The organism is Pedobacter sp. NEAU-ZC8, from assembly GCF_059278965.1.
In genome coordinates this window covers 96511-111257 of sequence record NZ_JCAJXC010000003.1, presented here as the reverse complement: position 1 = coordinate 111257, position 14747 = coordinate 96511, and the positions used below count along the sequence as shown (strand labels likewise).

The following is a 14747-nucleotide window of genomic DNA, read 5'->3' as shown; positions in this document are numbered from 1 at the left end:
ATTATTGATTTGGGTGTTTTTCTGCAAAAGTTTGCATTAAATCTATTAAATGGTGTACACTAGTGATTGGCAGCGCATTGTATATCGAAGCACGGAATCCACCAACACTGCGGTGTCCTTTCAGACCTTCAACACCGTTCTCTTCCACAAACTTTAAGAAGGGTTTTTCCAGTTCTGGATTGTTCATCACAAAACAAACGTTCATCCTGGAACGGTCTTCAACGTTGCAAGTTCCTTTAAATAATGGATTGCGGTCAATCTCTGTATATAATGCCTGAGCTTTAGCGATATTCTCTTTTTCAATTTCTGCAACGCCGCCTTTCGACTTCAACCATCTAAGGTTTAACATGGCTACGTATATTGAAAATACCGGAGGCGTATTGTAAAGTGATCCGCCATCTATGTGCACTTTATAATCCAACATGGAAGGAATCTTACGTCCGCTTTTACCGAGAAGTTCATCTTTCACCACCACCACGGTTAAACCCGCAGGGCCGATGTTTTTCTGCGCTCCGGCATAGATCAATCCGAATTTCGATACATCAATCTGGCGGCTTAGAATATCAGAGGACATGTCACAAACAATGGGAACATTCGTTTGCGGGAAGTTAAAAATCTCTGTACCATAAATGGTGTTGTTAGAAGTACAGTGGAAGTATGCGCTATCTGCAGGAATTTCAAAGCCTTTCGGCACAAACGTATAGTTGTCTGATTTAGATGAAGCAACGACATTTGCTTTTCCGAAAGCAGCAACTTCTTTGATTGCTTTTGTTGCCCACACACCTGAATCCAGGTAACTGGCTGTCTGCCCTTCCGGCAACAAGTTCATTGGCACCATAGCGAACTGTAAACTTGCACCACCTTGTAAGAACAACACCGAATATCCCTCAGGCACATTCAACAATTCCTTTACCAGTCGACGGGCCTCCTCAATTACAGCTTCGAACTCGGAAGTTCTGTGGGAAATTTCCAGAATGGATAAGCCATCTTTAAAGTCAAGCACCGCTTGAGATGCCTGTTTAAATACTTCTTGTGGTAAGATGCAGGGTCCTGCGCCAAAATTATGTCTCATTATGTATAAGGGTTTGTATGGATGTAAATATAGTATTTTAGTAGACTATGAAACGGGGAATTAGAGATTTACCGTACCTGTAGAAACGTTTTTAAGGTTCGAGATCATTTTAGATGGGGATTCGGCGGCGAATACAGCACTGCCCGCAACAAATGCTGTAGCACCAGCTTCAACCAGCAGACCGATGTTCTGCAGGCCTACACCCCCATCCACTTCGATGATAAGATTGGGATGAACCGTCATTGCCATCGCCTTAAGTGCACTGATCTTCCGGTAAGTGTTGTGAATGAAACGTTGACCACCGAAACCTGGATTAACCGACATGATGAGTACCAGATCAAGATCTACCAGGATGTCTGTAAGTACAGAAACAGGGGTATGGGGGTTGATGGCGACCCCAGCTTTACAGCCCGCGGCCTTAATGGCCTGCACGGTACGGTGAAGGTGAACACAGGCTTCGTAATGTACGGTTATGACCTCCGCACCTGCCTGTGCAAAGCGCTCAATGTAAGCATCTGGGTTTACAATCATCAAGTGCACATCCAGCGGCTTCGTTGCATGTTTCTTTATCGCTTTCATCACGGGAAAGCCAAAAGATATATTAGGTACAAACACCCCGTCCATCACATCCACATGAAACCAATCGGCTTCACTGGCATTAATCATTTCGGTATCACGTTGTAGATTGGCGAAATCCGCTGATAGAATAGATGGCGCTATAAGGTGTTTCATGGTGGTAAATATAAATAAATAAACTTTTTGGATAACAAAAAACCCCGCAATTGCGGGGTTTCGTATGTCAACTGAATAACATGTTCCGAGAACTTATTTCTTCTCCGTAGCCTCTGGCTTCGGTGGGCGCGGCATCAACGCTTTCTTTGAAAGCTTCATTTTGCCTTGCTTATCAACGTCAAGTAACTTTACAGTAACCCTATCGCCTTCTTTAAGTACGCCGTCCATAGTTTCTAAACGCTCCCAAGCAATTTCAGAAATATGTAACAGACCATCTTTACCTGGCATAATCTCAACGAATGCACCGAAAGGCATGATTGATTTTACTTTACCTTCGTAAGTAGCACCAATTTCTGGCTTAGCAGCAATCGCATTGATACGACCAACAGCAGCATCAATTGCAGCTTTGTTGTCCGCGAAGATCTCCACGATACCTTTGTTACCAACCTCTTCAATTGAAATTGAAGCGCCAGTTTCACGTTGCATCTCTTGGATAATCTTACCACCTGGCCCGATTACCGCACCGATAAATTCTTTATCAATGGTAAGCGAAACGATACGAGGCGCATGTGCTTTGTAATCCTCACGTGGCTCAGCAATCGTTTTCTTCATCTCATTCAAGATGTGTAAACGTGCTTCTTTAGCCTGGTTTAAAGCGTTGGTTAAAACTTCCCATTTCAGACCATTGATCTTCAAATCCATTTGGCAAGCAACGATACCTTTTTCAGTACCAGTTACCTTGAAGTCCATATCACCTAAGTGATCTTCATCACCAAGGATATCTGAAAGAATCGCATATTTACCTGTTTTCTCATCCGTGATTAAGCCCATTGCGATACCAGAAACTGGTGCTTTGATCTTAATACCCGCATCCATAAGTGCCAATGTACCAGCACAAACCGTAGCCATAGATGAAGAACCGTTTGACTCCAGAATATCTGAGACGATACGGATGGTATATGGGTTTTCTTCAAGTCCAGGTAATACCTTTTTCAAAGAGCGCATAGCAAGGTTACCGTGACCAATTTCACGACGACCAGCACCTCTGTTCGGGCGAACCTCACCAGTAGAGAAACCAGGGAAGTTATAGTGTAATAAGAATTTGTTGTAACCATTAACAAATGCACCATCAATCATTTGCTCATCATCTTTAGATCCTAAAGTAACGGTAGTTAATGATTGTGTTTCACCACGGGTGAATACTGCTGATCCGTGTGCTGCAGGCAAGTAACCTACTTCACTCCAAATCGGACGCACGGTACGTACATCACGACCATCTAGACGGATACCTTCATCCAGAACAAGGTTACGGATGGCATCATACTGCACATCATGAAAATACTTCTTTGAAAGGAAGCCAGTAACATCATCGATGTCTTCGCCTAAAGAAGCAATGAAGTCCATAAGGATCTCACCGAACTTATCACCACGTTCGTGTTTAGAAGTTCCGCTTTTTGCAATAGCATATACCTTATCATAAGTCGCTGCATAAACCTGCTCTCTAAGTTCAGGGTTGCTCTCTTCATGAGAATAAGTACGTTTAACAGTTTTACCAACTGCTTCAGTAAGTTCTTTCTGAACCTGAACCTGAACCACAATAGCTTTGTGTGCAAATTCAATAGCTTCCACCATTTCAGCTTCAGAGATCTCGTTTGCTTCACCTTCAACCATTACAATGTCGTTTTCAGTACCTGCAACAAGGAATTCCATGGTAGCACGTTCAAGATCACTTAAGTAAGGGTTGATAACCAGCTGTCCGTCGATTTTCGCAACACGAACTTCAGAGATCGGTCCGTTAAAAGGAATATCAGACACTGCGATTGCAGCAGAAGCCGCTAGACCAGCAAGGCAGTCTGGTGTAATATTTTTATCTGCAGAGATTAATGAAATCATTACCTGCGTATCCGAGTGATAATCTTCAGGGAACATTGGGCGCAATGCACGGTCAACCAGACGAGAGATCAGAATCTCATAGTCAGACAACCTTGCCTCACGGCGTAAAAATCCTCCTGGAATACGTCCAGCAGCAGCATATTTTTCTTGGTAATCAACAGATAATGGTAAGAAGTCGACGCCAGCTTTCGCACCTACTGTAGAAACTACAGTGGCAAGCAACATCGTGTCGCCCATTTTTACAACAACAGCTCCATCAGCTTGTTTAGCCAATTTACCTGTTTCAATTTCGATTGTTCTTCCATCGCCCAGATCGAACGATTTTGTTATTACATTCATTTAAAAAGTGTTGTGGTGTGTTTCCTCTTTCTGTCACACCGGATTTATGTATGGTAATTTATTTTTCAAATTAAAAAAGCCATCCCTGAAGAATGGCTTTTCTTGATATGACTACTCTTACTTGATGATATCTCTAAGCCCTAAAGCTTTGATAATAGCACGATAGCGAGCAATATCTTTCTTAAACAGATAAGCCAAAATTCCGCGGCGTTTACCTACTAGTTTTTGCAATGATAACTGCGTAGAATAATCTTTACGATTTTTCTTTAAGTGTTCTGTCAAATGCGCAATACGGTAAGTGAATAATGCTACTTGACCTTCAGCAGAACCAGTGTTGGTTTCTACTTCGCCGTGTTGTTTAAAGATGTCGGCTTTTACTTCTTTACTTAAATACATTCTTGAATGTTACTAAAGTGTTTATTTTTTAATTAATTAGGCACAAAGATACGTATGTTTTATTTATTACCAAGTACATCATTAAGTATAAATAGGCATAAAATCGATTATTGGCATAATATTGATACGAATTCTAATTTTGCAGCCATATAAAACATAGATGGAAAAGAATCAATACAGCATTTTTGAAACGCAACTCACCGTTAGGCCTGATGATATCGACATGTTTCAGCATGTCCACAACAGCAAATATTTTGATTATGTACTTGCCGCACGTTACGAACAAATGGAAAAATTCTATAAGATGCCAATGGAAGATTTCCTGAAAAGTGGCTTTGGCTGGGTGGTAAGAACCGCGATGGTCGACTTTAAACGTCCGTTATTGCTGGGTGATGTTCTGAAGATTAGAACCGGTATCTTAACCATCAATGAAAAAGGCTGCAGGGTCCAATTTGAAATTGAGGCTGTACGAACGGGCAAGATCGCATCAGACGGTTATTTCGATTATGTTTTGATCGACACCAATACCGGCAGAGGCTGTAAGGTAAGTGAAGAGATGATCCGGGCTTACAGCATTTAAGACAATCATCCCAGATTTTGTTAAATCCCTAACCTATGAAATATTTAATTAAATCTCTTGTGGGCCTGGCCGTGGTTTCGTCCACTTTCATTGCCAGAAACAGCCTTGCGCAAACCTCAGCACAAGCAACAAGAAACACAAACGATTACGAACAGATTAACCTGGTTAAGCTGAATGCTGGAGCCTTGCTCCTGAAAACCTTTTCCATACAGTATGAACGGGCAATCAGCAGAAAAAGCTCGCTTGCACTGGGTTTTAGAGCAACCCCAAAGTCCAGCCTTCCATTTAAATCTACTTTAGAGTCCATTATCGATGATGATGAAACCTGGCGGAATGTGCGTAACCTGGAAACTGGTAGCTTTGCAATTACCCCGGAGTTCCGTTACTACCTGGGTAAAGAGCAACTCAGCGGCTTCTATTTCGCTCCCTTCGTACGCTACTCGCATTATACCGCAGAGATGCCTTTCATCTATGACATCACTGATCCCACAACCAGTACCGTCGTAGCGCAGGATGTTATGCCACTTAGCGGAAGTATGAACACCTATACTGCCGGTATCATGATCGGCGCTCAATGGCGATTATCTAAGAAGTTTTATTTAGACTGGTGGATTCTTGGACCAAACTTCGGCGCTTCAAAAGGCAAGATAGATGGTGCCAAGAACCTAAGCCCTTTTGAGCAGCAAGATTTACGGGAACAACTGGCTGATCTGGATATTCCTTTAACCGATTACACGTACGAGGTAACGGATACCGGAGCCAAAATGGACTTTGATGGAGGCTGGGCCGGTGTACGTGCCGGATTAGCCGTTGGGTTCAGATTTTAAGCTGAACCCGGAATAGAATATTATCCAATGGTTTCCTTAACCAATTTGGTATAGAAATCATTCAGTTTCATACCCATAGCAGCCACCTGTTGTGGGATGAAACTGGTTGCGGTCTGGCCTGGAATGGTGTTAATTTCAATAAAATAGAATGCCTCTTCCGTGCCGGATAAAATAAAGTCGATCCGCACCACTCCACGGCAGTTAAGCACTAAATAAACATTCTTTACGATTTCCGCCACCCGGTCGCGCGTTACAGCACTCAGATTTGCAGGCGTAGTTTCTTTAGCCATGCCTGGAGTGTATTTAGCTTCAAAATCAAAGAAGTCCTTCCCGGTTTCTACCTCTGTAATGGGTAGCACAGTGATCTTTCCATCAAGCTTCACCACCCCTACCGAAAATTCCCGACCGGAAATAAATTCTTCAATCAGCACTTGTTTGTCTTCCTTAAAAGCTTTTTCAATCGCCCCTTTCAGATCAAACTGATTGGTCACTTTACTCATACCAATACTACTGCCGCCATTGTTCGGCTTTATAAATAAAGGAAGCTTTAACGAAGACTTAATGTTTTCCAGGCTATATGGGGTATGATCAAACAGCTGTACAGACTTTGCCACATGAAGTTTATCAATGTTCTGCACAATTGCTTTGGTATAGCCTTTATTCATTGATATTGCAGAAGTAAGGGCATCGCAGGTGGTATATGGAATACCAAGCATATCAAAGTATCCCTGAAGCTTACCGTCTTCCCCGGGAGAACCATGAATAGCGATATAAACACCGTCAAACATCACTTTACGACCTTTAATCGTGATGGAAAAGTCATTTCGATCAACTTCGATCTTCACGGAATCCGCAGGTTCATAAAACCACCCCTGTTGGGTAAGCATGATTTTGTAGACGTCATATTTGTCCGCATCCAGATGATGCGCAATCGTTGCTGCACTCTTTACAGACACTACCCACTCCCCGGTAGTACCTCCGGTAAGCAATGCTATGGTTTTTTTCATGGCCAAATATAAATAAGTACCCCTAAATGATTTTAATTCCTATAAAATATTTTTTTAGCCTATTTTTGACCAGTTTCCATGTACATCTACAAACCGAAATGAGCAAATTTATAGCCTATCTAAAAACTAAATCCTTCCGAAATAACCTTCTTGCAGCAATCCTGACCGTAGCCGTACTACTCTCGATTGCTTTTTTTAGTTTAAGGTATTATACTAAACACGGTCAGGGGCTTGATGTACCCGCCCTGAAAGGATTGTCTTTCACACAGGCAGTTACCAAATTGGAGAGCCTTGGTTTACGATATGAAGTAGACTCTGTGTACATTATGGACAAACCACCGGGCATCGTGATAGATCAGGATCCTGACGCAGGCACCTTCGTGAAAGATAACCGTACCATATATCTTACCATCAACAAAGGCTCTGCACCGGATGTAAAGTTTCCGGATATCGAATTTAAGTCAATCCGCGAGGTACAACCGCTTCTGGAAGGTTATGGTCTGAAAATTGGGGACACCACCTACAAAGCCGATGTAAGTCGTGACGTGGTATTGAGTGCATCTTTTGGCGGACGGGAAATCAAAGCCGGCGAGGTATTGCCAAAAGGATCCAGAATAGATCTTGTATTGGGCGATGGCCGAGGAAATGAGGAAGTTGAAATCCCAACACTGTTAGGCTTAACCATTGACGAAGCCCGCTTTGCACTTAGAGGTTCCATGCTTGCGCTCGGTACTGTAACCTATGAAGGTGCCGTAACCGACACTGCAAATGCGGTGATCATCATGCAGACGCCTGTGGTTACAGACTCTGTATCCAAAGTCAAAATCGGCACACCGGTAAACGTTGTATTGTCTAACCAATCCTTTTAGAACGCATCCCTGTTTATGAGTAACAAAAAAAAGACCTTGTCTACCAAATACAAAATTATAATTGCCGCTGCTGCCCTGATCCTAATTGTAGGCGCGGTCATAGGCTTGCAGTTCTATAACACCTATTTCGCACCAAATGTAACTGATAACGAGAAATTCCTTTTCGTGCGTACGGGTTCTGATATGAAGGCCTTACTTAAGGAAGTTGAAGAGAAAAAGATCTTAAATAACGTAGAGGCTTTTCAGAAGGCAGCCTTGAAAATGGAACTATTCAGCCGGCTAAAGCCAGGTAAATACACCTTAAAAAAGGGCATGAACAACCGCAATCTGATCAATATGATCAAAGCCGGCAATCAGGACCCCGTTAAATTGAAATTTCAAGGACTTCGGACTAAGCAGAACTTCGCAGGCTACCTCTCCCGACAACTTGAGCCAGACTCCCTGACCTTCATCAACTACCTCGATTCAAATGCAGTGATTGAAAAATATGGTTTCGACAAAGAGAATTTCTACACGATGTTTATTCCAAATACCTACGAAATGTACTGGAATACCGCTGCAGGAGATTTCCTGGAGAGAATGCATCAGGAATACACCAAATTCTGGACTTCAGCGAGAAAGGACAAGGCAACAGCACTAAACCTTACACCGATACAGGTTACGATCCTGGCTTCAATCGTTGATGGTGAAGCATTATATGATAAGGAAATGCCTACTATCGCCGGACTGTACTTGAATCGTCTCTCCAAGGGTATAAAACTTCAGGCAGATCCAACGGTGATCTATGCAAATGGAGATTTTACAGTTAACCGGGTTACGGGCCCTTTGTTACGCATCGAGTCACCATACAACACCTACAAGCATGCAGGACTTCCTCCGGGACCTATCATGATGCCCAGCATTGCTGCGATCGATGCTGTCTTAAATAAAGAAAATCACGAATACATTTATATGTGCGCGAAGGAAGATTTTTCCGGATATCATAATTTTGCTAAAACGCGTGCAGCACACGAAGTGAATGCAAGAAAGTATAGAGCAGCCTTAGACGCACGTAAAATTTTCAGATAGATACATGTACACACACAGCACAACAATAAGGGTAAGGTATAGTGAAACGGATCAAATGGGCTTTGTCTACAATGGTAACTATGCACAGTACTACGAAGTAGGTCGTGTAGAGATGCTTAGGAGCCTGGGCATGACCTACCAGGAAATGGAAAAAGACGGCGTGATGATGCCCCTACTGGAACTCAACAGCAAGTTTATCAAGCCTGCATTCTACGATCAGGAACTCACCATAAAGACCACCGTCGAAGAAAAACCGGGTATCAGAATCAAGTTTATCTATGAGATCTTCAACGAGGAGAATGAACTGATCAATATCGGTAAAACCACCCTGGTGTTTTTCGATATGGAAAAGAAGAAGCCATGTCTGCCTCCACCTGCATTTGTAGAGCGAATGCTCAGGTTTTTTTAGCAATTTGCATAAATGGAATGGGTACATAAGCAGTTACTACGAATACGTATCTATCATCTATTTATAGAATGGACTAAGGTTTATGTTTTACCAGGCTTCAGTCCACTTCCGATTTACACCGTAGCAAGCTTTTTCTTTAAGGAGATTTCTAAAGATTCCCTAATCGACCGGGCATCCTCGCTGGCGTACAACTTTATGCTGGCAATTTTTCCTGCAATCATCTTTCTCTTCACCCTCATCCCCTTCCTGCCCGATGGTTTTCAGAATCAGTTGATGTCGCTTATTGCGCTGATCCTACCGACAAAGGCTTTTGAAGCGTTCCAGAGCACAATCGAGGAAATTGTGAAGATTCAAAATGGCAAGTTACTTTCCTTGGGCTTTCTACTGTCCCTGATTTTTGCAACCAATGGTGTTCATTACCTCATGGTGGCATTCAACAAATCATCCCTGATCATCGAAACACGTTCCTGGTTAAAGCAAAGGGTGATTGCGATCGTCCTTACCCTGGTAATTGCCTTCTCGGTGATCATCTGTATCGGTGCAATGACGATCGGCGAGATCGCCCTGACTTACATCAAAACCGAACTACATATCAAAGGAAATTTAACCTACTATGCTATACAACTTACACGATGGGCACTATTGGGTGTACTTTACTTTGTAACCATATCCGTGTTGTATCGTTATGGCCCCGCAAATGCGAAGAAGTGGAAATTCTTTAGCCCGGGTTCATTCCTGGCCACGGTGCTGGCTTTCCTTACCATTTGGGGCTTTTCGTTTTACATCAATCAATTTGGATCTTACAACAAAATCTATGGTTCCATCGGAACTTTGCTGGTGATGATGATCTGGTTATACCTGAATTCTTTAATCCTATTGCTCGGATTTGAGCTAAATGCGAGCATAGACCTGACAAAAAGAAGCGTAAAAATCATCAAACCGAACTTTAACAGATTCAAAAAAGAGGTGGAAATTGAGAATAAATTGCACAAATAAAATTTATTCTCGCTCATTTTAAAGACCTTAGCCCGTTTTCCAGAAAAAAAGCAAGTCGCTGTTTGCAGATCCAGCCGGAGTTTGTACTTTTGTCGCGGAGAGTTGGCAGAGTGGTCGATTGCGGCAGTCTTGAAAACTGTTGAGTGTAATAGCTCCGGGGGTTCGAATCCCTCACTCTCCGCAGAACCCGTCTTAGTTAATACTAAGACGGGTTTTTTTCATTTCAGCGCAGTCTCAAAGACAAGTGAAGATAATAAGTCGCTTACTTTTTTAAACTAGTTGAATTACCTGACAGTTTTGTTTATGATTTAGATTGTCATTAGCTTTGAAGAAAAAAGATCATGATAAAATCGCTCTCAATTCTCTTCGTCTCATTCATCTTCCTAAGTGCTTCACCAAGTAATGTGGCGGTGAAAAATTATAGTTACAGTTCCCGCGTAGCTACTTGCAAAGGCTCTAGCTCATGCAAAGCTTGTAAAAACTGCAAGTACTGCAAACATTGTAAAAAAGATGGCGGTACCTGTGGCGTTTGTAAGTGATCTGGTCGATCATTCCATTGCTATAAACACCGGCTTTTCTGAAATTTCAAGATTGATTGTTCCAGCTGTTACATTCAAAACCTGAACCGCAGGTATTTCTCCATCTTCATTCAACACATATTTAGTGACTTTTCCAGTCGGCACCTCCAAAGAATAGCTTCCTTGCTGGTTGCTTTCCGTATCGTAGTACAAGCTGAATACGAATGAATCTCCATGCTGCCACTTATCTACAAGCGGGCTTGAATTAATCTGCTCAACCCAGACATAGTCCTTCATAAATGAATTTGTCTGAATCAGGTACATTGCCGATGGTCGTAATACCAGCTGCCTCTCAGCACTTTCACTTGTGATCCCCGAAGAGCTAAACTGCCAGCCATCTATCGCCCCATCGTCCCTCCAGGTAAAAAAGAAGTTCCGGTACAATCCGTGCTTAGCATAGAATAGTGCTGTTCTGAGGATCAGTATCCCTTGCCAAACATATGGGGAGTACCCGCTATTTTTAGGCGGCTCCGCACGAAGCGGACTATTTTTGCTGATATCATAACCACTTTCCCCGACCACCAACCTCTTATTTCCAAGATGTTGATAGTTCACCTCATGAAATTTCTTAAGCTGGGCAGGAACTAAACTCTGTTCAATGCACATACCTCTATTTTCAGTTTCGGCATGCTGCCCGCCGCTATAACTTGCGTAGCAGTGAAAGGAATAATAGCCATCTATAGGAATATTGACCTTGCCGTCGGGATGGTACCCTCTTATTTTTGCACATTCCTGAACAAAAGACATCAGAAAATCAGGAGATGTTGAAGCAAGTCCGGCATTAGTAACCTGCATGGTCGGATCGGCCGTTTTAATACCAACGTTTCTGCCTAGTGTCCCTTTGTGCCCATCATATACCGTGGATTGCATGTATGCAAACTGACGACCTAACAAGTTGGCATCTTCTCCCTCCCACCATTTGTCAAGCTCATTGCCGATCTCCATCAATGTAATTAGATCAAGACCGACCAACTTTCCAGATTTACTTTCATACCAGGGCTGCGTTTCATCCACTTCAATCAAGGAAGGTTCAATGTTTTTATTACGTCCATATCGAGCCGCAAACTGAAAAGCCATTTTACCGAGCGCTAAGTAACTAGAAACATCTTCCTTATCCTTTCCATATGGCATCGTGTAACTGTCCTTTCTGTTGTTTGCAGGCCATGTATTCACCACATAAGGTGGCGATCCCTGCAGACAGATGTTTACAAAAATTTGATCAGCTTTGCATCGGGAAAATAAACCATCAAGATCAAAGCCTCTCCAATCATGTTTAAACCTGTATTTACCTTGCTCCTGAACCAGTTCCTTTGCATCCAGATAGATCCTGCATGAACCCAGTTGTTTTAGGACCTGATAAGATCTTTCATTGAATGGATCTGCTTTATTCAGGCTCTTATTAAAGCTCCAGCTCCAGGAAAAGCCATTAACACCTGTTTGGTTCCCGAATGGATACCTTACAAGTTTTGGATATGCAATCTTTACAGGCTGATAATCACCAAATAACTTAATATAAGTGGGTCTGCATTGTTCGGATGTCGTGAAGCTGATCTTCTTTAGCGCTAGCGGCGCAGGCAGATCGTAGACAGTTTCAGTATTGTAGCCCAGTCCTTTAAACTGGAAGATCAGCACTTCGGAGTCATCATGTTTAGTTCCGACAATGAAAAAAGGCATGTCTTCGAAGGTTCCACTTCCGTCCCCCAGTCTAATTTGCCTCAAGATCACATTTGTACCATTCGGAAATAAGTAATGGCTCGTATAACGCTTATACAATTGCCCCCATGCCTCTACCGGGCTGAAACTAGATTTGGTGAATAGTGAAAAGTCCGCGTCAAGAACTGGTGTATTTTCCTGATAAAAGTTGTTCGGATCCATAGGAATTTGATTTTCCAACCATTTGCCATCAAAAGGAGGTTCAGGGAAAAAGCCTGAAGCTACACTACTGATCTTCTCATAGGTTTTATAAACGATTGCTGTTGTTGCTCCACCCAGGATGGACAACGCCATCCGCCTAAATTTATTTGCTGTCTTGCTTGAATCTGTCACTACGGATCTATGTCTTTTCTTGTGTTAAAGCCTACTATTTCTCATCCCCTACATATTCAAACCAGTCATAATCCGCATCCGCAGTACTGGCTTTGCCATTACCGGTCGCATATAAGCCCAGGTACAAACCTGAGAACCCGCCAACGGTTTCCGTGCTGATGAATCGACCATCTACATGCTGAACCGGTTTCAGTGTTTCGTTACCTTGAGCATACATAAAAGTTAATGATGCTTTCTCCCCCTGAACAGCCAGCTTTACCGGACCCGGTTTCAAGATTATTGGCTTAGAATCATGCACAACACCACCAAACCTTAACCTGCTTACCAACACCCGCTGACCATTTTCCTGTTTTATCAGCAGATCAAAGTGTGCACCGTTATTTATTAAGGTTAAACCAGCTTCTTCATTTACCTGGCGGGGATTAAATTCCAGCTCGGTGGAAGCGGTAAAATTTAAGTTCCGAACCCTCCGGCCAATGAAAGTGGGTGACTTTCGGTCTTCAATTGTCTGCGCTGAACCTTTAAGCCTCAAGTAGCCTTTCCTTGCAGTAGTCGAATAATTAGAGCTTACCGGATATCGCAGATAGTTCCATTCCAAATCGAGTTCTTGGTCCTTGAAGTCGATCCTTGCAGGTTTGGCCGCAAAAGGCTTCAATGGGAGTGTAGGGACACGCATATCCAGCGTCACGGTTCCATTTCCATTCACAACAGGCCAGCCGCTTGTCGGCCAGCTTACTGGCGCAAGGAATGTCTCTCTTCCAATGGTATGATGTACCGGATATCCAATTACCGGACGATAGCCATGGAAGATCATCCACCAGGAGCCATCATGTGCTTGTGTAATGTCGGCATGCCCCACCCCTTGTATCGGACTGCCCTGCCCTGCGGCATTCACGTGGGAAAGAATCGGATTTGCAGGATTATCACTATATGGACCCCAGATGTACTTACTGCGGGCGATTGTTTGCGTATGCGCTTCTTCCGTCCCACCTTCAGCGGCCATCAGGTAGTAGAAGCCGTCTTTCTTGTAAATGTGCGGACCCTCCGGGTAGCGTCCACCTGTGCCATTCCAAACTTTGCGTCCTTCGGATAAAAGGTTGCCGGTTTTAAGGTCAATTTCAAACAGTTCAAATGTGGAGGAGGTAACATAAACCTTACCGTCATCATCAAAAAACAGATCAGGGTCAATCGCCTTTACCTTAATGAATACGGGATCAGACCAGGGGCCAGCAGGATTGGTCGCAGTCACATAGAAGTTACCCTCTATCCCGGTGTTTGTGGTAATCATATAAAAGACGCCGTTGTGATGGCGGATGGTTGTTGCAAAGATGTTAAGCTCATTGGGCAGTTGATCCGGGCGGGTGATACAATGCCCAATAAGTTGCCAGTTGACCAGATCCTTACTATGATAAACAGGAACCCCGGGGAAGTATTCAAAGGTACTGCTTACCATGTAATAATCGTCACCTACCCTGCAGATGCTTGGATCTGAATTAAAGCCGGCAATAACTGGATTACGGTAAGTAATGGGTGCTGCAGTGTCTACCAATGCAGAAAATGCATTTTCTGGTGGGCCCGTGGGTACCATCTTTTTAATCTGTGCATCTGCACCGGTGCAGAAAGATACCAATGAAAAGACGAGCACAGGAACCTGAAACAGCTTTTTCTTAAATTTTTTATAGACAGTCATTCTTCTATCTGGTTAGTTGAATTTTCCGCAACTGGAGCACCCTGCGTTTCATCAATGATAGTAATTTTCATAATAGCTTTAAAAATTAAATCACAGATAAACGGTTTAGCTATATTAGGATAGGACATAGGATCGGACATGGACATGCCAGCTTCGGATCAAACGCACATCAAACGCACATGAACCACACAACAACCGCACATCAGCCCAAGGCGGATGTGTGTTTGATGTTGGGTTGATGTATC

General features: G+C 43.1%; 13 protein-coding genes and 1 tRNA gene. 7 read left to right on the top strand and 7 right to left on the bottom strand.

Going from position 1 to position 14747, the window contains the following annotated elements:
• Window position 1 precedes the first annotated feature (1 nt).
• The 4 genes from serC to rpsO all read right to left on the bottom strand — a co-directional run bounded on the left by serC (window position 2) and on the right by rpsO (window position 4432).
• Window positions 2-1072 (bottom strand): 3-phosphoserine/phosphohydroxythreonine transaminase, encoded by a 1071-nt coding sequence (gene serC / locus AC5WJX_RS03675; protein ID WP_494483398.1) that lies wholly within the window; start codon window positions 1070-1072, stop codon window positions 2-4.
• Between the two features lie 60 nt (window positions 1073-1132).
• Entirely contained in the window at window positions 1133-1804 is a 672-nt protein-coding gene (rpe, locus tag AC5WJX_RS03670; protein ID WP_494483397.1) for a ribulose-phosphate 3-epimerase, read from the bottom strand.
• 93 nt (window positions 1805-1897) lie between these two features.
• A complete protein-coding gene (gene pnp, locus AC5WJX_RS03665; protein ID WP_494483396.1) occupies window positions 1898-4036 on the bottom strand; it encodes a polyribonucleotide nucleotidyltransferase in 2139 nt (712 codons plus the stop codon).
• 117 nt (window positions 4037-4153) lie between these two features.
• The gene (rpsO, locus tag AC5WJX_RS03660; protein WP_440429291.1) at window positions 4154-4432 is read right to left on the bottom strand and encodes a 30S ribosomal protein S15; all 279 of its coding nucleotides are present in this window, start codon (window positions 4430-4432) and stop codon (window positions 4154-4156) included.
• Between the two features lie 160 nt (window positions 4433-4592).
• Between rpsO and AC5WJX_RS03655 the strand changes: the two genes are divergently transcribed.
• Together AC5WJX_RS03655 and AC5WJX_RS03650 are read left to right on the top strand one after the other, a co-directional pair.
• Window positions 4593-5012: an acyl-CoA thioesterase gene (locus tag AC5WJX_RS03655; RefSeq protein ID WP_440429289.1), complete on the top strand. Its 420-nt coding sequence runs from the start codon at window positions 4593-4595 to the stop codon at window positions 5010-5012.
• A gap of 35 nt (window positions 5013-5047) precedes the next feature.
• Window positions 5048-5839 (top strand): DUF3575 domain-containing protein, encoded by a 792-nt coding sequence (locus AC5WJX_RS03650; RefSeq protein WP_494483395.1) that lies wholly within the window; start codon window positions 5048-5050, stop codon window positions 5837-5839.
• A gap of 20 nt (window positions 5840-5859) precedes the next feature.
• Here AC5WJX_RS03650 and AC5WJX_RS03645 read toward each other — a convergent pair whose 3' ends face one another.
• Window positions 5860-6846: a D-alanine--D-alanine ligase gene (locus AC5WJX_RS03645; RefSeq protein WP_494483394.1), complete on the bottom strand. Its 987-nt coding sequence runs from the start codon at window positions 6844-6846 to the stop codon at window positions 5860-5862.
• Between the two features lie 98 nt (window positions 6847-6944).
• Between AC5WJX_RS03645 and AC5WJX_RS03640 the strand changes: the two genes are divergently transcribed.
• The 5 genes from AC5WJX_RS03640 to AC5WJX_RS03620 all read left to right on the top strand — a co-directional run bounded on the left by AC5WJX_RS03640 (window position 6945) and on the right by AC5WJX_RS03620 (window position 10369).
• A complete protein-coding gene (locus AC5WJX_RS03640) occupies window positions 6945-7715 on the top strand; it encodes a PASTA domain-containing protein (protein ID WP_440429284.1) in 771 nt (256 codons plus the stop codon).
• 15 nt (window positions 7716-7730) lie between these two features.
• Window positions 7731-8783, top strand: coding sequence for an endolytic transglycosylase MltG (gene mltG / locus AC5WJX_RS03635; protein ID WP_494483393.1), 1053 nt, complete (start codon window positions 7731-7733; stop codon window positions 8781-8783).
• Window positions 8784-8787: 4 nt separating this feature from the next.
• Entirely contained in the window at window positions 8788-9192 is a 405-nt protein-coding gene (locus AC5WJX_RS03630) for an acyl-CoA thioesterase (protein ID WP_494483392.1), read from the top strand.
• A gap of 12 nt (window positions 9193-9204) precedes the next feature.
• Window positions 9205-10188 carry a YihY/virulence factor BrkB family protein gene (locus AC5WJX_RS03625; protein WP_494483391.1) on the top strand — a complete coding sequence of 328 codons (984 nt, stop codon included), beginning with the start codon at window positions 9205-9207 and terminating at the stop codon, window positions 10186-10188.
• Between the two features lie 96 nt (window positions 10189-10284).
• A tRNA-Ser gene (locus AC5WJX_RS03620) sits at window positions 10285-10369 on the top strand.
• Between the two features lie 367 nt (window positions 10370-10736).
• Here the strand turns inward: AC5WJX_RS03620 and AC5WJX_RS03615 are convergent.
• Window positions 10737-12773, bottom strand: a complete 2037-nt coding sequence (locus AC5WJX_RS03615; protein WP_494483390.1) for a hypothetical protein — start codon at window positions 12771-12773, stop codon at window positions 10737-10739.
• A gap of 73 nt (window positions 12774-12846) precedes the next feature.
• Window positions 12847-14502 (bottom strand): glycoside hydrolase family 43 protein, encoded by a 1656-nt coding sequence (locus AC5WJX_RS03610; protein ID WP_494483389.1) that lies wholly within the window; start codon window positions 14500-14502, stop codon window positions 12847-12849.
• Between the last annotated feature and the right edge of the window lie 245 nt (window positions 14503-14747).